Annotated in this window: 20 protein-coding genes; 16 read left to right on the plus strand and 4 right to left on the minus strand. The window is 69.2% G+C overall.

Annotation, left to right across the window (positions count from 1 at the left end):
- The first annotated feature begins 6 nt into the window (after nt 1-6).
- The 5 genes from KF796_04855 to KF796_04875 are packed head-to-tail and all read left to right on the plus strand — an operon-like array spanning nt 7 to nt 5,524.
- A complete protein-coding gene (locus KF796_04855; GenBank protein ID MBX3585953.1) occupies nt 7-1,737 on the plus strand; it encodes a HAMP domain-containing protein in 1,731 nt (576 codons plus the stop codon).
- 20 nt (nt 1,738-1,757) lie between these two features.
- On the plus strand, nt 1,758-3,014 hold the full coding sequence (locus KF796_04860; GenBank protein ID MBX3585954.1) for a HAMP domain-containing protein: 1,257 nt from the start codon (nt 1,758-1,760) through the stop codon (nt 3,012-3,014).
- The gene (locus KF796_04865) at nt 2,999-3,838 is read left to right on the plus strand and encodes a methyltransferase domain-containing protein (protein ID MBX3585955.1); all 840 of its coding nucleotides are present in this window, start codon (nt 2,999-3,001) and stop codon (nt 3,836-3,838) included. The genes KF796_04860 and KF796_04865 overlap by 16 nt, the downstream gene beginning before the upstream one ends.
- A gap of 10 nt (nt 3,839-3,848) precedes the next feature.
- Nucleotides 3,849-4,457: a chemoreceptor glutamine deamidase CheD gene (gene cheD, locus KF796_04870; GenBank protein ID MBX3585956.1), complete on the plus strand. Its 609-nt coding sequence runs from the start codon at nt 3,849-3,851 to the stop codon at nt 4,455-4,457.
- Nucleotides 4,454-5,524: a chemotaxis response regulator protein-glutamate methylesterase gene (locus tag KF796_04875; GenBank protein MBX3585957.1), complete on the plus strand. Its 1,071-nt coding sequence runs from the start codon at nt 4,454-4,456 to the stop codon at nt 5,522-5,524. Before cheD ends, KF796_04875 begins: the two co-directional genes overlap by 4 nt.
- An 11-nt stretch (nt 5,525-5,535) precedes the next feature.
- Here the strand turns inward: KF796_04875 and KF796_04880 are convergent, their stop codons facing one another.
- Nucleotides 5,536-6,285, minus strand: coding sequence for a helix-turn-helix transcriptional regulator (locus tag KF796_04880; GenBank protein ID MBX3585958.1), 750 nt, complete (start codon nt 6,283-6,285; stop codon nt 5,536-5,538).
- 147 nt (nt 6,286-6,432) lie between these two features.
- On the opposite strand from KF796_04880, the gene iaaH reads away from it, so the two are divergent.
- Nucleotides 6,433-7,944: an indoleacetamide hydrolase gene (iaaH, locus tag KF796_04885; GenBank protein MBX3585959.1), complete on the plus strand. Its 1,512-nt coding sequence runs from the start codon at nt 6,433-6,435 to the stop codon at nt 7,942-7,944.
- A gap of 19 nt (nt 7,945-7,963) precedes the next feature.
- Here the strand turns inward: iaaH and KF796_04890 are convergent, their stop codons facing one another.
- Together KF796_04890 and KF796_04895 are read right to left on the minus strand one after the other, a co-directional pair.
- A complete protein-coding gene (locus tag KF796_04890; GenBank protein MBX3585960.1) occupies nt 7,964-8,416 on the minus strand; it encodes a MaoC family dehydratase in 453 nt (150 codons plus the stop codon).
- 159 nt (nt 8,417-8,575) lie between these two features.
- On the minus strand, nt 8,576-9,370 hold the full coding sequence (locus KF796_04895; protein MBX3585961.1) for an IclR family transcriptional regulator: 795 nt from the start codon (nt 9,368-9,370) through the stop codon (nt 8,576-8,578).
- A gap of 67 nt (nt 9,371-9,437) precedes the next feature.
- Between KF796_04895 and KF796_04900 the strand changes: the two genes are divergently transcribed.
- From KF796_04900 to KF796_04945, 10 genes are all read left to right on the plus strand, one after another.
- On the plus strand, nt 9,438-9,908 hold the full coding sequence (locus KF796_04900; protein MBX3585962.1) for a 3-dehydroquinate dehydratase: 471 nt from the start codon (nt 9,438-9,440) through the stop codon (nt 9,906-9,908).
- Between the two features lie 43 nt (nt 9,909-9,951).
- Nucleotides 9,952-10,941, plus strand: a complete 990-nt coding sequence (dctP, locus tag KF796_04905; protein ID MBX3585963.1) for a TRAP transporter substrate-binding protein DctP — start codon at nt 9,952-9,954, stop codon at nt 10,939-10,941.
- Between the two features lie 41 nt (nt 10,942-10,982).
- Nucleotides 10,983-11,492: a TRAP transporter small permease gene (locus KF796_04910; protein ID MBX3585964.1), complete on the plus strand. Its 510-nt coding sequence runs from the start codon at nt 10,983-10,985 to the stop codon at nt 11,490-11,492.
- Between the two features lie 8 nt (nt 11,493-11,500).
- A complete protein-coding gene (locus KF796_04915) occupies nt 11,501-12,802 on the plus strand; it encodes a TRAP transporter large permease (protein MBX3585965.1) in 1,302 nt (433 codons plus the stop codon).
- Between the two features lie 5 nt (nt 12,803-12,807).
- On the plus strand, nt 12,808-13,680 hold the full coding sequence (locus KF796_04920) for a shikimate dehydrogenase (protein MBX3585966.1): 873 nt from the start codon (nt 12,808-12,810) through the stop codon (nt 13,678-13,680).
- Between the two features lie 21 nt (nt 13,681-13,701).
- Complete coding sequence (locus KF796_04925; protein MBX3585967.1) at nt 13,702-14,595, plus strand: 4-hydroxyphenylpyruvate dioxygenase; 894 nt, start codon at nt 13,702-13,704, stop codon at nt 14,593-14,595.
- Nucleotides 14,596-14,606: 11 nt separating this feature from the next.
- Nucleotides 14,607-15,503 (plus strand): sugar phosphate isomerase/epimerase, encoded by an 897-nt coding sequence (locus KF796_04930; protein MBX3585968.1) that lies wholly within the window; start codon nt 14,607-14,609, stop codon nt 15,501-15,503.
- On the plus strand, nt 15,500-16,177 hold the full coding sequence (locus KF796_04935; GenBank protein MBX3585969.1) for a hypothetical protein: 678 nt from the start codon (nt 15,500-15,502) through the stop codon (nt 16,175-16,177). The genes KF796_04930 and KF796_04935 overlap by 4 nt, the downstream gene beginning before the upstream one ends.
- A gap of 184 nt (nt 16,178-16,361) precedes the next feature.
- On the plus strand, nt 16,362-17,681 hold the full coding sequence (locus KF796_04940) for a homoserine dehydrogenase (GenBank protein ID MBX3585970.1): 1,320 nt from the start codon (nt 16,362-16,364) through the stop codon (nt 17,679-17,681).
- A 10-nt stretch (nt 17,682-17,691) separates the two neighbouring features.
- Nucleotides 17,692-18,261, plus strand: a complete 570-nt coding sequence (locus KF796_04945; protein ID MBX3585971.1) for an MOSC domain-containing protein — start codon at nt 17,692-17,694, stop codon at nt 18,259-18,261.
- Here KF796_04945 and KF796_04950 read toward each other — a convergent pair.
- A complete protein-coding gene (locus KF796_04950; GenBank protein MBX3585972.1) occupies nt 18,219-20,165 on the minus strand; it encodes a hypothetical protein in 1,947 nt (648 codons plus the stop codon). The two genes, KF796_04945 and KF796_04950, sit on opposite strands and share 43 nt — an antisense overlap.
- Nucleotides 20,166-20,240: the final 75 nt, after the last annotated feature.

The raw sequence follows: 20,240 nt of genomic DNA on the forward strand, positions 1-20,240 counted from the left end.
AACACCATGTTTAAGAACACCACCGCCGATACCTTCCTCAACCTGCTCGTCTACTCGCTGCTGCTGGGCGTGGCGGCCTTTGGCGGCCTCAGTTATTACGCCTTCCAGCAGTCCAACACACGCACCACCGAGGCGCTGCAGACCGGCCGCGCATTGGGCACGGCCGTGGCTTCGGCGCGGGCCGCGGACCAGACTCTCCGTGATCAGGCGGGCGCCCTTGAACAACTCGTGGCGCGTGGCGCCAACGCCCTGGGGCGCACGCAGCGGCCCGAGCTGCAGCGCGAACTGCAACGTGCCCAGCAACTGCTGGGGGATGCGCGCCAGGCCCTGGCGCGCCACGGCGTGGATGTGGCGGCGCTGGATGGCGGCAGTGCGCAGTTGCAGAGTCTTCTGCAGCAGCTCGACGCGGGCGCCAGGCCCCCGGTCAAACCGACGCGTGCGCAGCCGGCGGGCAGCAAGCCTGCGGGCGACCTGCCGGCCTTCAAGTGGGCCGATGTGGCGCCAGGCGTGGAAGCTGCCGTTCAGGCACGGGGCGAACAAATCGCCACGGCCTCGGCGCAGCGCACGCGCCAGGTCGGCATCTGGGTGAGCCTTTTGTTCCTGCTGGGCCTGGTGCTGACCTGGCGGCTGCGCAACTGGATGTTGCGCGCCAACGGCCGGCCGCTGCGGGTGGCCACGCACCTCGTGGAGCGGGTGTCCGCCGGTGACCTCACGGTCCAGGTCGAGGGCATGACCCAGGCCCACGTGCGCAAACTGGCGGGCGCGCTTGACGACATGACCAGCAGCCTGCGCGCCGTGATCTCTGAAGTCGCAGACAGGGCGCGCACCGTGGCCGACACCAGCTCGCAGATTGCCCAGGGCAACCTGGACCTGTCTCAGCGCACCGAGGAGCAGGCCAGCACGCTGGAGGAAACCGCCAGCTCCATGGAAGAGCTCACCTCCACCGTGGCCCACAACGCTGACAACGCACGGCAGGCCAGCCAGCTGGCCGCCAGTGCCTCGGAAACGGCGCAGCAGGGCGGCGATGTGGTGGAGGAAGTCGTCAAGACCATGGACGAAATCCTCGATGCGTCCAAGAAGATCGGCGACATCATCAGCGTGATCGACGGCATCGCCTTCCAGACCAACATCCTTGCGCTCAATGCCGCGGTGGAAGCGGCCCGTGCCGGTGACCAGGGCCGCGGCTTTGCCGTGGTCGCCGCCGAAGTACGCAACCTGGCGCACCGCACCACGGCGGCCGCCAAGGAAATCAAGGGCCTGATCGCCCATGCCGAGCAGAAGGTGCAGGCCGGCTCCAGCCGGGTGGATGAAGCGGGCCACACCATGGTGGGCGTGGTGCTGTCGGTCAAGAAGGTCAGCAGCCTGATCGCCGAGATCGCCGCCGCCAGCCGCGAGCAGAGCGCGGGCATTGGCCAGGTCAATACCGCCGTGGCCCAGATGGAGCAGGTGGTGCAGCAGAACGCTTCACTGGTGGAAGAGGCCACCGCCGCCACCGAGTCCATGAAGGACCAGGCCGCGGCGCTCCTGCAGGCCATGTCGCGCTTCAAGCTGCAAGCCGACGAGGGTGACGGGGACGAGGGCCGCGAGCCGGTGCGCATGGCGAGCGTGACGCCCATGGCGCCCCCGCCCATTCAGGTCAAGGCCCCCAGCCCGGCGCTGCCACCGTCGCAGGCCCCGGCCATTGCCGCGGCGTCGCGCAAGCCAGGCGCGCAGAACGGGCAGTGGGAAGAGTTCTGAGCGATGCCGGAAGGAGCCGCATGAAGGCCAACGTCTCGGTTGTCACCAAGCTGAATGTGTTTCTGGGCCTGCTGCTGGCGGCCATGGTGGGGCTGGCCGGCCTGGGGCTCTACGCGGGTGTCTCGGGCCTGGCTGCCCTGTTGCTGGGTCTGTTCGTGGTGGGCGGGTCGGCCCTGGCGATCTACCTGCGCCTGGCCATCCGCAAGGGCATTCTGCGTTCCATCCGCGCGGCGGCCCGCGTGATCAGCCATGTGGCCGAGGGCGACCTCACCGTCAAGGTCGATGTGGCCTCGCATGGCGAGACCCAGAAGATGCTGTCGGGGCTGGACGCCATGACCGCGGACCTGCGCACCCTCGTGAGCGAGGTGGCCAGCAGCGCGCGCACCGTGGCCGATACCAGCGCGCAGATCGCCCAGGGCAACCTGGACCTGTCGCAGCGTACCGAGGAGCAGGCCAGCACGCTGGAGGAAACCGCCAGTTCCATGGAAGAGCTCACCTCCACCGTGGCCCACAGCGCCGACAACGCGCGCGAGGCCAGCCAGCTCGCCGTGGGCGCGTCGGAGGTGGCGCGCAAGGGCGGGCAGGTGGTGGGCCAGGTGGTGGCCACCATGACCGACATCTCGGCCTCGTCGCGCCGCATTGGCGACATCATTGGCGTCATCGACGGCATCGCCTTCCAGACCAACATCCTGGCGCTCAATGCCGCGGTGGAGGCCGCGCGCGCCGGCGACCAGGGCCGCGGTTTTGCCGTGGTGGCCGCCGAGGTGCGCAACCTGGCCCAGCGCAGCGCCGCCGCGGCCAAGGAAATCAAGACCCTCATCAACGACTCGGTCCACAAGGTCGAGGCCGGCACCCGGCTGGTTGATGCCGCGGGCCAGACCATGGGCGAGATCGTGACCTCGGTCAAGAAAGTGAGCGACCTCATTGCCGAGATCGCGGCCGCCAGCCAGGAGCAAAGCGCCGGCATTGGCCAGGTCAACACCGCCGTGTCGCAGATGGAGCAGGTGGTGCAGCAGAACGCCTCGCTGGTGGAACAGGCCACCGCCGCCACCGAGTCCATGAAAGACCAGGCCGCGGCCCTGCTGCAGCTCGTGGCCCGTTTCAGGCTGGGCGCGGCCGATGGTGCTGACCGTGCGGACGCGCCGCCGATGCCGGCACCGGCCCTGCGCGCCGCCATGCCGCCAATGCGCGGCAAGCCCTTGCCACCGGCGGCCGCCCCGGCCCTTGCCGGCACCGGGCCCCGCACCCCCATCAAGGGCCAATGGGAAGAGTTCTAGACCCCGTGGCCGGTGACACGGCCGCCCTCCTGGGTGAGCCCGAATTCGCGCTGGCCTGCCGCCTGATTGCCGAATACGCGGGCATCAAGCTCAGCCCGCACAAGCGCTACATGGTGCACAACCGGCTCACCCGGCGCCTGCGCGCGCGCGGCGTGGCGAGCTTTGCCGAGTACCTGCAACTGGTGCAGACCGAGCCGGCCGGCGAGCGCGAGGCTTTTGTCAATGCACTGACCACCAACCTCACGTCTTTTTTCCGCGAGCCGCATCACTTCGAGCTGCTGAGAACGCGGGCCCAGCAGCACCGCGAGCGCGAGCGCCGGCCACTGCGCGTCTGGTGCTCGGCCAGCTCCACGGGCGAAGAGGCCTGGTCGCTGGCGATGACCCTGCGCGAAGCCGCCTGCCCCGCCGACATCCTGGCCACCGACATTGACACCGAGGCGCTGGCCACGGGCAGTGCCGGCCTGTACCCGCTGGAGCGCACCAGCACGCTCACACCCGAACGGCTGCGCGCGCACTGGCTGCGCGGGGTCGGGAGCAACGCCGGCTGGGCCAGTGCCCGGCCCGAGTTGCGCGCGCTGGTCCGTTTTGCGCCGCTGAACCTGCAGTCGGCCAGCTGGCCGGCCATGGAGCCGTTTGACGTGATCTTCTGCCGCAATGTGGTGATCTACTTTGACCGTGAAGACCAGCGCCGGCTGCTGGGCCGCTTCACCACCGTGCTGCGTCCCGGCGGCCTGCTGGCCGTGGGCCATGCCGAAAGCTTCCCGGCCATGCACCCCGCCTTCAGGGCCTGCGGCCGCACGGCCTACAACTACCTGCCGGGCTGACCCGTCGCGCATGATGGAACACACCGCCCCGGTTCGCTACTTCGACCGTGACCTGCAGATCGACACCGTCAAGATCCTGCCGGGCCAGTACTACACGGCCACGGGCAGTGGCTCCATCTCCACGGTGCTGGGTTCCTGCGTGTCCACCTGCCTGTGGGACCCGGTGCGCTGCATCGGCGGCATGAACCACTTCATGCTGCCCGGCGAGGCCCGCGCCACGCCCTCGCCCTGGGGCGTGTCGGCCCGCTTTGGCGTGTACGCCATGGAGGTGCTGATCAACGAAATGATCCACCTGGGCGCCGACCGCCGTCGCCTGGTCGCCAAGGTGTTTGGCGGCGCCCATGTGCTCAAGGGCTTCGAGACGCTGGACGTGGGCGCGCGCAACAGCGAGTTCGTGCTCAATTTCCTGAAGGAAGAGGGCATCCAGCTGCTGGCGCAGGACCTGCTGGGCAACAGCCCGCGCAAGCTGCATTTCTTTCCGGCCACCGGCAAGGTCCAGATGAAGCGCCTGCACCTGAACGCCGATGCCGCCATCCACCGCCGTGAGCGCGAATACCTGGCGCAACTGGCCAGCGAAGCGGTGGGCGGCGAGATCGAACTCTTCTCGGCGGCGCCATGATCCGGGTGCTGGTGATCGACGACTCGGCCGTGATGCGCAGCTTCCTGGGCCGCGTGGTGCAGGCCCAACCCGACATGACCCTGGCTGCCGTGGTGTCCGACCCGCTGCACGCGATCAACCGCATCCGCCAGAGCGCGCCCGACGTGATCACGCTCGACGTCGAGATGCCCAACATGAACGGGCTGGACTTCCTTGGCAAGCTCATGGCCGTGCGGCCCTTGCCGGTGATCATGATTTCATCGCTCACCCAGCGCGGTGCCGACGCCACCATGCGCGCGCTCGAGCTGGGCGCGGTGGACTTCTTCCCCAAGCCCGCCGCATTCGAGGAGCTTGATGGCGTGGCGGCCGACATTGCCGAAAAAATCCGCGCCGCGGCCCAGGCCCGGGTGTCGCGCCGGCGCATCTTTGCGCCCGTGGTCAGCCGGCCGCTTGCGCCGCCCAGGGCCGCGCGCCTTGCGGGCGCCGACACGGTGATCGGCATTGGCGCCTCCACGGGGGGCGTCGAGGCATTGCGCGTGGTGCTGGCCGAGCTGCCCGACAACATGCCGCCGATCCTGGTGGCGCAGCACATGCTGCCCGGCTTCACCGGCCCGTTCGCGCGCCGGCTTGATTCCATCTGCCCCCTGACCGTGAAGGAGGCGCAGGACGGCGACGAGGTCTTGCCGGGCCATGTCTACATCGCCCCGGGCGGCTGGCACCTGCGCCTGGCGCGCAAAGGCACCCGCCAGGTGCTGCAGGTCAGTGACGACCCGCCGGTCAACCGCCACCGGCCCGCGGTGGACACGCTGTTCCGCTCCCTGGCCGAAGTGGCCGGCTCGCGCGCCATTGGCGTGCTGCTCACGGGCATGGGAGCGGACGGCGCCGAAGCCATGCTCGCGCTGCGCGCCGCGGGCGCCCGCACCATTGCGCAGGACGAAGCCAGTTGCGTGGTCTTTGGCATGCCGCGCCAGGCCATTGCGCTCGGCGCGGCGCAGGAGGTGCTGGCGCTGGACGATGTGGCCGGGCGGCTCAAGGTGCTTTCGGGCTGCGACCGCGCGCCGCCGCCGGCCGGGGCGGACGAGGCCTGAGCCCGGCCGGTTCAGTGCAGCTGCATGGCCGCCTGCGCGATCGCGGCCCGGCGGTGAACGCCCAGCTTGTCGAACAGGCGTTGCAGGTAGGTCCGCACGCTGGGCAGGGCCAGGCCGAGTTCGCGGGCGATCTCCTTGTCGGTCAGGCCGCGGCACACGCAGCGCGCCACTTCGCGTTCGCGCGGGCTCAAGGCCTCCAGCCCGCGCTGCGTGGGCCCCGGCGGCAAGCCGGCGGCGGATGGCCGGGGCCGCGCACGCCTTAACGCGGCGGCGAAGGCCGGCTCGATCATGTTGAGCAACTGGCGGTCGCGCGCGTCAAATTCGCCGCGGCCGCGGCCGCGCCAGATGCGCAGGTCGCCCAGCGCATCGTCGCCGTCGAAGGCATGCAGGTTGATGCCCCAGTGCAGGCCGTCGCGGGCCAGGAAGTCGTTGAAGAACTCGGTCTTGAGGAAGGCGCCGCGCGGCATCACCTCGCTCACCAGCGTGGCATGGCGGCGCGACTGCAGCACAAAGGTGATCGGGTCGCGGTACTGGTACCAGGCGTCGTAGCGTTCCAGATTGGCCGGGTCCATGTTGATCGACACCCCGTCATCAAAGCAGCCCGCGGACGCATTCCACACATACGAGGCGAAGTGGTCCGCATGAAACAGCTCCAGCGCAGCGCGGCCAATGTGTTCGCGGATCTCGCGCTCATTCAGGTCCTGGGCCAGCAGCGCAAAGCAGGTGGCCAGCGCCCGTTGCTCGGTGGATGAAAGATGCATGGCGGTCTCGGTGCGGGGGGATTCCCGTGCAGACGCAAGGCTAGTGCCAAGGCCGGCACCGGTCAACCGGTGTCATCTATCCTGATGACAGACAAGCGGCCCGGCAAAGGCGACCATGCAGGCCTGTTCAAGCACCCTGGAGCTGCCATGCATCGCCTTTTGCCTGTTCCTCTGGCCCTGTCCGCTGCCCTGGCCCTCACGGCCTGCAGCACGCCCGGCGCCCTTCAGGGCGCGCCCGACATTGACCACCTGACTGCCAGCGAAGCTGCCGCGGCGCTGTGCGCCGGGCGCTTCACCAGCGAGGCGCTGGTGCAGGCCTATGTGGCGCGGGCCCGTTCGCGCCCCGAGCTCAACGCCTTTGTCACGCTGGACGAAACGGGGGCCCTGGCCGCCGCCCGCCAGGCCGACCAGCGGCGCGCGAGCGGGGCCGCTTGCCTGCCGTTGCAGGGGGTGCCCATCGTGGTCAAGGACAACATCCAGGCCCGGGGCCTGCCCGCCACTGCCGGCACGCCGGCGCTGAAGAACTTCGTGCCGGCGGCCGATGCGCCCGTGCTCCAGAAGCTGCGTGACGCGGGCGCCATCGTTCTGGGCAAGACCAACCTGCACGAGCTGGCGTTTGGCATCTCGGGCTACAACCCGGCCTACAACACCGGCCCGCAGCCCGGGGTGCGCAATGCCTATGACGCCAGCAAAATGGCCGGCGGTTCCTCGGCGGGCTCGGCGGCGGCCATCGGCGCGCGCATGGCGCCCGCCGCGCTGGGCACCGACACGGGGGGCTCGGTGCGCATCCCGTGCGCGCTCAATGGCTGCGCCTCGCTGCGGCCCACCGTGGGGCGCTGGGCCCAGGCCGGCATGGTGCCCATCTCGCACACCCGCGACACGGCCGGCCCCATGGCCGTGGCCATGGCCGACGTGGAGCTGCTGGACCGCGTGGTGACGGGGGCCCCCGTCACCACCGCAGCCGACCCCAAGACCCTGCGGCTGGGCGTGAACGCAGCCTTTCTGGCCCACCTGGACGCGGACACCCGCGGCGCCTGGGAGGCCGCGCTCGCCAAACTCAAGGCCGCGGGGGTGACGCTGGTGCCAGTCGACATGCCCCGGCTCATGGAAATCAATGGCAGCGTGGGTTTCCCGGTGGCGCTGTACGAGGCGCATGACGACCTGGTGGCCTACCTCGCGCGCTACAACACCGGCGTGAGCCTCCAGCAGATGGCCGCCGCCATTGCCAGCCCCGACGTCAAGGGCACGTTCGACGCGCTGGTGATCCCGCGCAAGCTGCCCGCGCCCACGGGCCTCGTGGACGCCGCCCCCATCTACCAGGCGGCCATGACGGTGCAGCGCCCCGCGCTGATCAAGCTCTATGCCGACACCTTTGCCGCGCACCGGCTCGATGCGCTGGTCTTCCCCACCGTGCCGCGCACGGCCCTGCCGGCCACGCCCGAAGCCAGCAGCGTGGAGAACTTCGGCCTGTTCATCCAGAACACCGACCCGGGCAGCAATGCCGGCATTCCCGGTGTGCAGCTGCCCATGGGCCTGGGCGCGACGAGCAAGCTGCCCATCGGTCTGGAGCTGGATGGCCCGGCTGGCAGTGACAGGCATCTGCTTGCCACGGGCATGGCGCTGGAAAAACTGCTGGGGCGCCTGCCGGCGGCGAAATAGGCCGGCAGCCCGGCGGGCTTCAGAGCGGCGCGCCCACCAGCAACTGGCCCGTGGCCGTGACATAGACCGTGGCCGCGGGGCCCGCGTCGCGCATCTCGCCGGTCAGCTCCACCATTTGCGCCGGCCCGCCCTTGTGGGGCCGCGCCGCCGTCACGGTCCACTCGGACACCACCGTGGCGTCGGCCGGCACACCGCGCAGAAAGCTCACCGTGAATCCCAGGCCCACCACGGTGGTCCCCTCTGAAAAATGCGAGGCCGTCAGGCCCAGCAGCAGCGCCGCCGAATGCGTGCCGCTGGCGATCAGCCCGCCAAAGCGGGTGCCGGCCGCCAGTGCCGCGTCGTGGTGGATCGGGTTGGTGTCGCCAGCCGCGGTGGAAAAGGCCATCACCTGCTCGGGCGTGAACCGGTGTTCGCGTGAAAAGCGGTGGCCCACGGGCACGGGCGGGCGGATGGGAGAAGGGGCTTCGGGCATCAAAAGACTTTAGCAGTGGCCAGCTCGCGCCCCGCGCAGAGCCAAAAAGCGTCACCAATCCATCGTTTATGAGTCAAAAGTGGCTGGAGTCCAGGACTGGCGGCCACTGTGTGCTACATAAAACGTAGCAAGCCAGGCCGGATGCAGCGCTCAGGTGGGTCAGCCCTTGCCCAGCGGCGGCCGCCCGAACAGGCTGGAGGCACTGCTGCCCGGCCCCAGCTCGGCCGCGGCGGCCAGCAGCGCGGGCGCCAGCGCATGCATGCGCTCCACGCTCAGCCGGGTGCGCGGGCCGGCAATGCTGAGGATGCCAATGACCACCTGGCGCCGCAGCACCGGCGCCGCCATGGCGGCCATGCCCGGGGCAAACACCTCGTCGATCATCGCGTAGCCACGCACCCGCGCCGCATGCAGGAAGCCCAGCAGGCCCTTGATGGTGGTGGGCGCGTTGGGGCCGTATTCGGCCGGTGTGCCAAAGCCCTGGCGTGACACCAGGGCCAGCGCACGCTCGTCTGTCATGGTCATCAGCCAGGCATGGCCGGACGAGGTGCAAGACAGGCGCACGTCCATGCCCATGTCGGGGTCGTAGCGCTGGCCGGCCTGGCGCAGGCCCTGCGACTTGGCGACCCAGGTCAGGCGGTCCTCGTCCACGATCGACAGGCGCACCAGCTCGCCCGAGGTGTCGGCCAGCCGCTCCAGCAGGGGCTCGGCAATGTCCACAATGCCCGCGCTGCTCAGAAAGCCCAGGCCCAGCGACACCACCTTGGTGGTCAGCACGTAGTCGCCCTGCTGGCGCGCCTGGCGCACGTAGTCGCGCCGCTGCAGCTCGGCCAGCAGCCGGTGGCAGGCGCTCAGCGGAATGTTCAGCTCCGACGCGATCAGCGTGAGCGGCAGGCCCTGCGGGTGCTGCGCAAGGTGCTCCAGCACGGACAGGCCACGGTCAAGGGCAATGCTCATTTGCTGCATTATGAAACGAGTTTCCAATTCAGAAAGGCGTTTCCAGCCCGGCCGAAGAATCGGCGCCATGAGCGACACCGTCTACATCCTCAACGGCCCCAACCTCAACCTGCTGGGCGTGCGCGAGCCCCACCTGTATGGCAGCACCACGCTGGCGCAGGTGGAGCAGCTGTGCCGCCGCGTGGCCGCCGAGCTGGGCCTGCGCTGCGAGTTCCGCCAGACCAACCACGAGGGCGTGATGGTCGACTGGGTGCAGGAGGCGCGCACCGAAGCGGCCGCCGTGGTCATCAACCCGGCCGGCCTGTCGTTTCGCTCCATCCCGCTGCTCGACGCGCTCAAGACGCTGGAGCAGCCCATTGCCGAAGTGCACGTGACCAACATCCACCGGCGCGACGAGCTGTACCAGAAGTCGCTGGTGTCGCTGGCCGCCACCGGCGTGATCTGCGGCTTTGGCGTGTTTGGCTACGAGATGGCCCTGCGCGCACTGGCCCAGCGCCTGGCGCAGCGCGTGGTGCCACCGGTGGCCCAGGCCGCCTGACCGATTCCGTTTTTTCATCCATCACATGACAGGAGACAACACCATGAACGCATCCCTTGACCGCCGCTCCTTGCTGCGCACCGGCGCCGCGCTGGCCGCCGGCGCCACGCTGCCCGCCTGGGCCCAGGCCCAGCCCACGCTGCGCTTTGCCGCCGTGTTCTCGGACAAGGACATCCGCGCCGAGATGATGAAGATGTTTGCCGACGACGTGAAGGCCGACTTCAAGGTCGAGCTGTTCCTCAACTCCACGCTGTTCCGCCAGGGCACCGAGCTGGTGGCCCTGCAGCGCGACAACCTGGAGATGGGCAACATCGCGCCGCAGGACATCGCCAAGCAGGTGCCGGCCTGGTCGCTGCTGACCTCGGCCTACCTGTTCCGCGACGCCACCCACCTCACGCACTTCTTTGCCAGCGACCTGGGCACGCAGATGAAGAAGATGGTCGAGGACCAGCTCAAGGTCAAGATCCTGGGCCCCACCTTCTTCGGCACGCGCCACGTGGGCCTGAAAGGCAAGAAGAAGATCAACGTGCCCGCCGACCTGGCTGGCGTCAAGCTGCGCATGCCCCCGGGCGACACCTGGCAGATGCTGGGCAAGTCGCTGGGCGCCAACCCCACGCCCATGGCCTATGCCGAGACCTACACCGGCCTGCAGACCGGCGCCATCGACGGCCAGGACAACCCGCTGCCCAACGTGCAGAACATGAAGTTCTATGAAGTGATGGGCGAGATCGTGCTCACCTCGCACCTGGTGGCCTATGACCTGCTCACGGTCAACATGAAGACCTGGAACAGCATGAGCCCGGCCAAGCAGAAGGCTTTCCAGGCCGCCGCCGACAAGGCCATTGCCTGGAGCGCCGCCGAGCACACCAAGCGCGAGGCCGAGCTGGCCGAGACCTTCCGCAAGGCCGGGCTGGATGTGTACACGCCCAACATCAATGCCTTCCGCGAACATGCGCAGAAGATGTACCTGGCTTCGGACGACGCCAGGAACTGGCCGGCCGGCATGCTCGACAAGATCAACGCGCTGAAGTGACTCCCCCCCGACGCGCTTTGCGCGACCCCCTCGAGGGGGCAATGCCTACGGCCCGGCAAAGCCGGTTCCGTGGCATCCCCGGATTCCTCCATCGCTTTGCTGAAGCGGTGGCCGTGCTGCTGCTGGCGGCGATCTTCGTCTCGTTCATGGTGCAGATCGTCATGCGCTATGTCTTCAACTCGCCCGTGGGCTGGACCACCGAGCTGTCGCTGGCCTGCTGGCTGTGGCTGGTGCTCTGGGGCGCGGCCTTTGTGCTGAAGGATGACGAAGAAATCCGCATCGACTTCATCGCCGACCGCGGCGGGCGCACGTGGCGCCGCGTGGTGGGCGCCATGGGCGCGGTCAGCGTGATCGTGCTGTTTGGCATGTCGCTGCCCGCGTCGTGGTCTTATGTGACCTTCATGAAGGTCGAGAAAAGCTCCTACCTCAACATCCGGCTGGACTGGCTGTATTCCATCTACATCGTGTTTGCCGTGGCGGTGATCGCGCGCTGCCTGCGCCGGCTGGTTCGCGGCCCGGCGCCCGTGGCCGGCGAGCCCCCCCTTTCCTGAACCGCACCGTGAACTTCACCAGTCCTTTTTCGCTGGCGCTGTACGCCATCGTGGCGCTCAGCCTGCTGGGCGTGCCCATTGGTCACGCCATGATCGGCGGCTCCGTGCTGTACCTGTATGCCAAGGGCATGGACATGGGCGCCGCCGCCGAGCAGTTGCTCAACGGCACCTATTCGAGCTTTTTGCTGCTGGCCATTCCGCTGTTCATCCTGGCGGCCACCATCATGAGCAGCGGCAGCATCCTGGACCGGCTGCTGCGCTTTTGCAATGCCATCGTCGGGCGCTTTCCGGGCGGCCTGGCGCAGGTCAATGTGCTGCAGAGCATTGTGTTTGCCAGCATGTCGGGCTCGGCCCTGGCCGACGCGGCGGGCTCGGGCAAGATCATGCAGGCCATGATGACGCGCGACGGCAAGTACACGCCGGGCTTTGCGGCGGCGCTCAGCGCGGTGTCGGCCGTGATCGGGCCCATCCTGCCGCCGTCCATCCCGCTGGTGCTGTATGCGCTGGTGTCGGGAACGTCCATTGGCTACCTGTTCATTGGCGGCGTGTTGCCGGGCCTGCTGCTGGGCGCGGTGCAGATGGGGCTGATCTATTACCTGGCCAAGCGCCGCGGCTTTCCGGTGGAGGCGCCCGTGCCGCTGCGCGAGATGCCGCGCATCACGCGCGAGGCCTTTCCCGCGCTCATGTTGCCGGTCATCCTGCTGGGCTGCCTGTACAGCGGCATCACCACGCCCACTGAAGCGGCGGGTGTGGCCGCCGCCTATGCGCTGCTGATCTCGGCCGGGCTGTACCGCAGCATGGGCTGGGGCGACCTGTATGACGCGCTGCTGTCCAGTGCGCGCATGAGCATCTCCATCGGCATGCTGATTGCCGGCGCGCTGGTGTTCAACTACGTCATCACGTCCGAGAACATCCCGGCCACGCTCAGCGTCATGCTCAAGGGCCTGCAGCTCTCGCCCATGGCCTTCTTGCTGCTGGTCAACGTGATCCTGCTGGTGCTGGGGGCCTTTCTGGAGGGCTCCACCATCATCCTCATCATCCTGCCGGTGCTGCTGCCCACGGCCACGGCGCTGGGCATCGACCCGGTGCACTTTGGCGTGATGGCGGTGCTCAACATCATGATCGGCCTGGTCACGCCGCCCTATGGCCTGCTGCTGTTCATGATGACCAAGATCGCCAATGTGTCGCTGGGGGTGCTGGTGCGCGAGGCGTTTCCGTTCCTGCTGGTGATGCTCGGCGCGCTGGCGCTTGTGACCGTCTGGCCCTCGTTTGTCTTGGTACTGCCGAGATTGGCGGGGTATTCGGGCTGATTGCCATGCCGCAGATTGAAGGCAAGCTGCTGCTGGGCCTGATCGGCGCGGGCATCCAGCGCTCGCTCACGCCGGCCATGCAGGAAGAAGAAGCCCGGCACCACGGCCTGCGCCTGCACTACCAGCTGATTGACCTGGACCAGTCGCCCGGCGCGCTGGCGCAATTGCCGGGCGTGCTGCCCTCGCTCCTCAACTCGGCCCGCATCATGGGCTTTGCCGGCCTCAACATCACCTACCCCTGCAAGCAGGCGGTCATTCCGCTGCTGGACGAGCTGTCTGACGAGGCCGCTGCCATGGGCGCGGTCAACACCGTGGTGGTGCGCGACGGGCAGTTGGTGGGCCACAACACCGATGGGTCCGGCTGGGCCTGGGGCTTTACACGCGCGCTGCCCGCGGCCGACCTGGCTTGCGTGGTGCTGCTGGGTGCGGGCGGCGCCGGCTCGGCCATTGCGCACGCCGTGCTGCGCCTGGGAGCGCAGCGCCTGCGCATTGTGGACACCGACGCCGCGCGGTCGCAGGCCCTGGCCGATGCGCTCAACGCACGCTACGGCCCGCGCGCCGAGGTGCAGGGCGACGCCGCGCGCGCCGTGCAGGGCGCCACCGGCCTGATCCATGCCACGCCCACGGGCATGGCCAAGCTGCCCGGCATGCCCATCCAGGCCACGCTGCTCAAGCCGCCGATGTGGGTGTCTGAAGTGGTTTACTTCCCGCTGCAGACCGAGCTGCTCGCCACCGCGCGCGCGCGCGGTTGCCTCACGGTGGATGGCGGCACCATGGCCGTGGGCCAGGCGGTGGGCGCGTTTGAGCTGTTCACCGGGCGCAAGGCCGACGCCGCGCGCATGGCCCAGCACTTTCAGCGGCTGCTGGCCGGCACTTGAACATTCGCAAGGAGGGCACCCATGACCATCGACCGCGAAGCATTGCCCCAACCGCCCAACCCGCTGGGCCTGGACGGCATCGAGTTCATTGAATACGCCACGCTGCGCCCCCAGGCGCTGGGGCAGGTGCTGGAGACCCTGGGCTTCATGCCGGTGGCCAGGCACCGCTCGCGTGAAGTCACGCTGTACCGCCAGGGCGGCATGAACCTGGTGGTCAATGCCCACCCCGACGACGCGCGCGTGAGCGCCACCCTGGCTACCGCCACGGGCGCCAGCGAAGGCAGCCAACCGGTGATTTCGGCCGTGGCCTTCCGCGTGCGTGACGCGCGTGCGGCCCAGGCCCGCTGCCTGGAGCTGGGCGCGTGGGAGGCGCCCAACCATGCCCAGGCCATGGAGCTGAACATCCCCGGCATCCAGGGCCCGGGCGGTTCGCACTACTTCTTTGTGGACCGCTACCGCGACTTTTCCATCTACGACATTGACTTTCTGCCCATCCCCACAGTGCAACCCCAGCCGCCCGCGGTGGCTGGCACCGGCTACTTTGGCGTGGTGCAGTACATCGGGTTGGCGCGCGGCGCCGACTGGATGGCGTTTTACGCACACCTGTTCGGCTTCAGCGAGATCCCCGATCACCAGCGCTTTGGCGTCATGCCCGCCGGCAAACTCATGCGCAGTCCCTGCGGGCAGTTCATGTGGCAGCTGATCGAGCCCGGCAGCCCCGACGTGGACGACGGCCGCGAAAGCCTGCAGCGCATCGGCATTGGCGCGCCTGATGTGCCCGCCGCCGTGGCGGCGCTGCGGGCACGCGGCGTGCAGTTTGTCGATTCCGCGCAATTGCACCCTGACGACCGCGGCGCGCTCACGCTCACGCAGCTGGGCTCGGTGGCGTTTGAGCTGGTGCACGCCCAGGGGTGAAGGAGCGCACCATGGACCGACGCATCGCCGACTTTGGCATGGACACCATCACGCTGGCCGGCCCGCTGGAGGCGCGGCTGGACGCCATGTGCGCCGCCGGTTTTGGCCAGGTCATGCTGGGCGCGCGCGATGTGGTGGGCCACCCCGGCGGCGTGAAGGCGGCCGTGGCGGCCGTGCGCGCCAGCGGCCTGCGCGCCACGGGTTTCCAGGTGCTGCGCGACTTTGAGGGCCTGTCGGGCCACCTGCACGGCTACAAGGTGGACATGGCCCGCAGCATGCTGCAGATGTGCGAGGCCCTGGGCTCCCGCGTTCTGCTGGCGTGTTCATCCACCTCGCGCCACGCCTCGCAGGACTTTGACGACATTGCCCGCGACCTGCGCAAGCTGGCCATGCTGGCGCTGCCGCTGGGCATCCGCGTGGCGTATGAGGGCCTGTCGTGGGGCCGCACCATCAACGAGTTCACCACCGCCTGGGACGTGGTGAGCCGCGCCGACTGCCCCAACCTGGGTCTGGGGCTGGATTCGTTCCACATCTTTGCCGCCAACACGCCGCTGGACGCCATTGGCGAGCTGGACCCGGCCCGCATCTTTCTTGTGCAGCTGTCGGACTTCATGTGGAACGAAACCCCCACCTTTGAAGAGCGCATGACCACCGCGCGCACCTTCAGGGTGTTCCCCGGTGAAGGCGTGCACAGCGAGGCGCTGGCTGATCTGGTGCTGCGCCTGCAGGCCCTGGGCTATGCGGGCGACTACAGTTTTGAAGTGTTCAATGACGACTACCAGCAGCTGCCGCTGGACACCGTGGCCCAGCGCGCCAGGCGCAGTGCCCTGTGGCTGGCCGATGACGTGCTGCACCTGCCCCGGCCACTGCCGGCCTGGGCGCAACAAGCTGAAGGAGCCCCCCGATGACGGCACAAGCCGCCCTGGCCATGTGGTGGGACATGGCCCCCGCCATGCGCAATGAGTTCGAGCACTGGCATTCGCACGAGCATTTCCCAGAGCGCCTGTCGCTGCCCGGCTTCCAGCGCGCCGCGCGCTGGGCCGACGCCGCGGGCGGCGAGGGCTTTTTTGTGCTGTATGAGCTGGCCACCTATGAGGCCCTGGTGTCGCCCGAATACCAGGCGCGCCTGAACGCCCCCAGCGAATGGTCGCGCAAGATGATGCCGCACCACCGCCACATGGTGCGCAGCCAGTGCCGCCTGCTGGCGCGCAGTGGCGGCGCCGTGGCGGGCCATGCGCTCACGCTGCGCCTGTCACCGGCCGAGGGCGCGCAGGAGCGGCTGCGCGCGCACCTGGGCGGCCTGGTGCAGGCCCTGCCCGCGCAGCCCGGCCTGACCGGCGCGCTGCTGCTGCAGACCGACACCCCGGCCATCGCCCCCACCACCGAGCAGGCCATCCGCGGCCATGCCGACCGCGCGGCCGACTGGATCCTGCTGGTCACGGGCTATGAGGCGCAGGCACTGCATGCGCTGCAAGCCGGCGAGCTGTCGGCCGCCGCGCTGCAGGCCGCTGGCGCGGCCCCGGGCGTGATCAGCGGCAGCTACACCCTGCGCCTGACCATGACGCCCGGCGACGTGCGCTGAGCCCCGCTATACTCGCCGCGTGCGCTCCACCCACTCCATTGCCATGATCACCATGATTACCACGCCCTTGTGGGGCGAGGTGGTGAGCGTGCAGGTTTTGTAGACGCATTTCCACCCAACCCCGCCAGAACGGCCGGGGTTGCAAGTTTTCTCCGGGCCGCAATGGCTCCCACGGAGAAAACACATGACCCCCCCTCTTCAACAGTGCCAGCCGCTTCGCGTCGGGCTGCTCGGTTTTGGCGTGGTTGGCTCGGGCACGCAGGCCGTGCTGGCCGACAACCGCGCCACCATCACCGCCCGCGCCGGCTGCGCCATTGACCTGGCCATGGTGGCCACCCGCACGCCGGCGCGCGCCCGCGCGGCACGGGAGCAAGGCGCGGTCGTGCTGGACGACCCGATGCAGGTGGTGCGCCACCCCGACATCGACGTGGTGGTGGAAACCATGGGCGGGACCGGCGTGGCGCGCGACTGCGTGCTGGCCGCCATTGCGCATGGCAAGCATGTGGTCACCGCCAACAAGGCGCTGCTGGCCCTGCATGGCGAGCAGATCTTTGCCGCGGCACGGGCGCGGGGCGTGTCGGTGTGCTTTGAGGGCGCGGTGGCGGTGAGCATCCCCATCGTCAAGGCGCTGCGCGAGGGGCTGGCGGGCAATGAGATCGAATGGCTGGCCGGCATTGTCAACGGCACCAGCAACTTTGTGCTGACCCAGATGCGCGACCAGGGCCGTGGCTATGCACAGGCGCTGGGCGAGGCCCAGGCCCTGGGCTATGCCGAGGCTGACCCGGCGCTGGACGTGGACGGGGGTGACGCCGCCCACAAACTCAGCTTGCTGGCCGCCATGGCTTTTGGCGGAGCGCCGCGCTTTCACGACGTGCACGTGGAAGGCATCCGCGCGCTGCAGGCCGCGGATTTTGCGCACGCGGCGCAGCTGGGCCACACCATCAAGCTGCTCGCGGTGGCGCGCCGCCAGGGCGAACAGCTGCAGCTGCGGGTGCACCCGGCGCTGGTGCCTGCGGATACGCTGCTGGCGCGCGTGGACGGCAGCATGAACGGCATCCTGGTCAAGGGCAATGCCGCCGGTGCGACGCTGTACTGCGGCGCCGGGGCCGGCTCGCGCGAAACGGCCTCGGCCGTGGTGGCCGACCTGGTGGACATCGCCCGGGCCCTGCGCTGCGGCGGCTCGCCCGCCAGCGTGCCCGCGCTGGGCTTTCACCACGAGGCCCAGCCGCCGCGCGCCATGGAACCGCTGCAGGCGCTGCGCCTGCGCCAGTACCTGCGCGTGCCGCTAACCCAGGCCGGTTCGGCAGATGACGCCCTGCAGGTGCTGGCGGCGCATGGCATTGCGCCAGACCGGCAGACGCAAACGCCTGAGGCCCTGGCGCTGCTCACGCAAGAGACCGAGGAATGGCGCATGGCCGCCGCCGTGAGCGAGCTGGCGCGGCGGCCCGGTGCAGGCGGCACCGGCCGCGAGCCCGTGCGCCTGCGGGTGGAAGCGCTGGCCTAAACTGCCGGCCATGAAGACCATCCGCGACCTGAACCAGCCGCCCCATGTGCAGGACCGGGTGGAGGCGCTCATCGTGCGCGGCGCGCCGCGTGAGCCGGCCCGCCTCATCACGCAGACCGTGGCGCTGGCCAGAATCGGTTTGGCCGATGACCGGCTGGGCAAGAAGGGCGAGGCCGAGCTGTCCACGCGCCAGGTCACGCTGATCCAGGCCGAGCATCTGCCGGTGATCGCCCGGCTGGCAGGCCTGGCTGGCGTGCCGGCTGTTGACCCAGTGCGCCTGCGCCGCAACATCGTGGTGTCGGGCATCAACCTGCTGGCGCTGCGAACGGCCCACGTGCAGGTGGGCGATGCGGTGCTGGAGATCATGGGGCCCTGCGCGCCCTGCTCGCGCATGGAAGAAGAGGTTGGCCCCGGGGGCTACGCCGCCATGCGCGGCCACGGCGGCATGACCGCGCGCGTCCTTACCGGCGGCGCCATCCGGGTGGGCGATGCGGTGCGGGCCGTGGCGCGCGTGGCGGAAACCCAGGCCACCGGGGGTCACGGTGATTCGTCAGGAACGCCTGCGCTGCGCAAGGCCTGAGCCAGCAGTTCTCGGTGTTGAGCAAACTTGTGCGGGAAGCTGCGCTCGAACACACCAATCGAATAGCCGGGGTGCAAGCGGCAGGCGCGCTGCGCGTAAATCCGGGCCTCGTCCCTGCGCTGGGCGAGTGCCAGGCACGCGGCGGCGATCGCCTGCATGTGGAAATGGGCATGGGGTTCGCTCGTGGCACGCACGCTCCAGGCGACTGCCTCGTCATGCTTGCCCTCGATGGCCAGCGATATGGCGCGGGAACCCTCCATGGCAAACAGGAGCGGGTCGTACGGGCTCAGCCGCTGGGCGGCGGCCAGCGCAGGCAGCGCCTGCAACGGCAGGCCAGCGTGTGCGCTGATGAAGCCAAGCGCGTAGTGCCCCTGCGCAAAGTTAGGGTTGAAGGCGAGCGACCTTTCCACTGACTGGATGGCCTGATCATGGTCGCGGGCGAGAAAGTGCGCCCGGCCAAGCGTCCAATGCCCCATGGCGTCGCGGGGATCAAGTTCAACGCTTTGCCGCCCATGCTGCAGCGCCATGCTGATCTGGGCATCGGGTGCGGGCACGGCATTGAGAAACGCGCGTGAGTAATGCGTGAACGAGAGGCCCGCGTGTGCGCGGGCGAACCCCTGGTCCAGAGACAGGGCCCGCAGCAACAGCGCGTGGGCCTGCTCGGTGTGGAGTGCCGTGAAATGAAAGCAGTGCCACATCGCGCGGTGGTAGCACTCCCAGGCGGTGAGGTCCCCGGTGGGTTTCAGCCGCGCCCGCTCGGCCTCTGCACGCTCGATCTCGGGCTCGATGACCGAAGCAATGGCGGCTGATACGTCGTCCTGCACCGAAAAAAGGTCGCCCAGTGGCCGGTCAAAATGCTCGTTCCAGAGGACGTCGTTTCGCGTGGCATCGGCCAACGTGACCGTGACCCGCACGCGACGGTCCAGCCGTTGTGTCGTGCCGTGCACCAGGTAGCGCACACCCAGCATGCGGGCCACGAGCGGCAGATCCGCGGACTGGGCCGAGAGGCGCGCCGCGGATGCGCGTGCTGTCACAAACAAGCCGCGCAGGCGCCCCAGTGCAAGCGTCAGGTCGGCGGCCAGGCCCTCGGCCAGCACCGCCCCGCCTTCGTGGCCGCCCAGATCGGCGAATCCGAGCACGGCAACCGAAGGCTTGTCGGGCAGTTCGAGTGCCGTGCCAGGGTCAAGGCCACGCCAGCCCGCCACCAGGGCATGGTCCGAAACGCCTTCGGCGCGATAGCGTGCGCGCATGCCCTCAAGGGCGTCGCGCGCCCGGGCGTGACCGTCCACTTCCACTGACCGGGCAAGCAACTGCGTGTTGGCCCCCGTATCCAGCGGGTCCAGCGCCACGCGCTTGCGTGCCGTTGCCAGGGCCAGATCGGGGTTGGCCGCGCGGGCGATCTGCTCGTCAAGCACCCGCCGATGCACGCGCCGCAGCGTCTCACGCTCGCCATCAATCCACAGCTGGTAGCCGTTGCTGTCCACCAGGCCCAGGTCGCGCGGGTAGCCTGCGGCGAGTGCTTCTTCCATGGCGGTCAGTTCCGCATCGGTGGCGTTGATGCCAGGCTGGTCGAGCAGTGCCTTGGCCTCAAGTGCGTCCACGGCAAGCAGCGCCGGCGTGAGTGCCACCGAGTGCGCGTCGGCATGCAGCGCCTGGCCGCGTGGCGTGGTCAGCAGGGGCCGCAACTGGCTAAGGCTCCAGCGCAGGGCGGCGCGCGGATCAGCAGCCGATTCCCACAGCAGTTCACACAACACCTCGCGGCGCACCGGTCGCGCCTCCATGGCGAGGTAGGCGAGCAGGGCGCGCGTCTTGCGAGACCTTGGCAGGGCGCGAGGCGCGCCGCCGCACTCAAGGGCGACGTGGCCCAGAAGGCGGAGCAGGAGCGGGGGCGCGTGTATTGCCATGGCCTTGTTGAAAGGAGGTGGGCCGGCGCCTGGAACGCCGGGGCTGGGGCTGCCGCGATCGGGTCCATAGGCCCC

This window comes from Ramlibacter sp., assembly GCA_019635435.1.
Taxonomy (GTDB): domain Bacteria; phylum Pseudomonadota; class Gammaproteobacteria; order Burkholderiales; family Burkholderiaceae_C; genus JAHBZM01.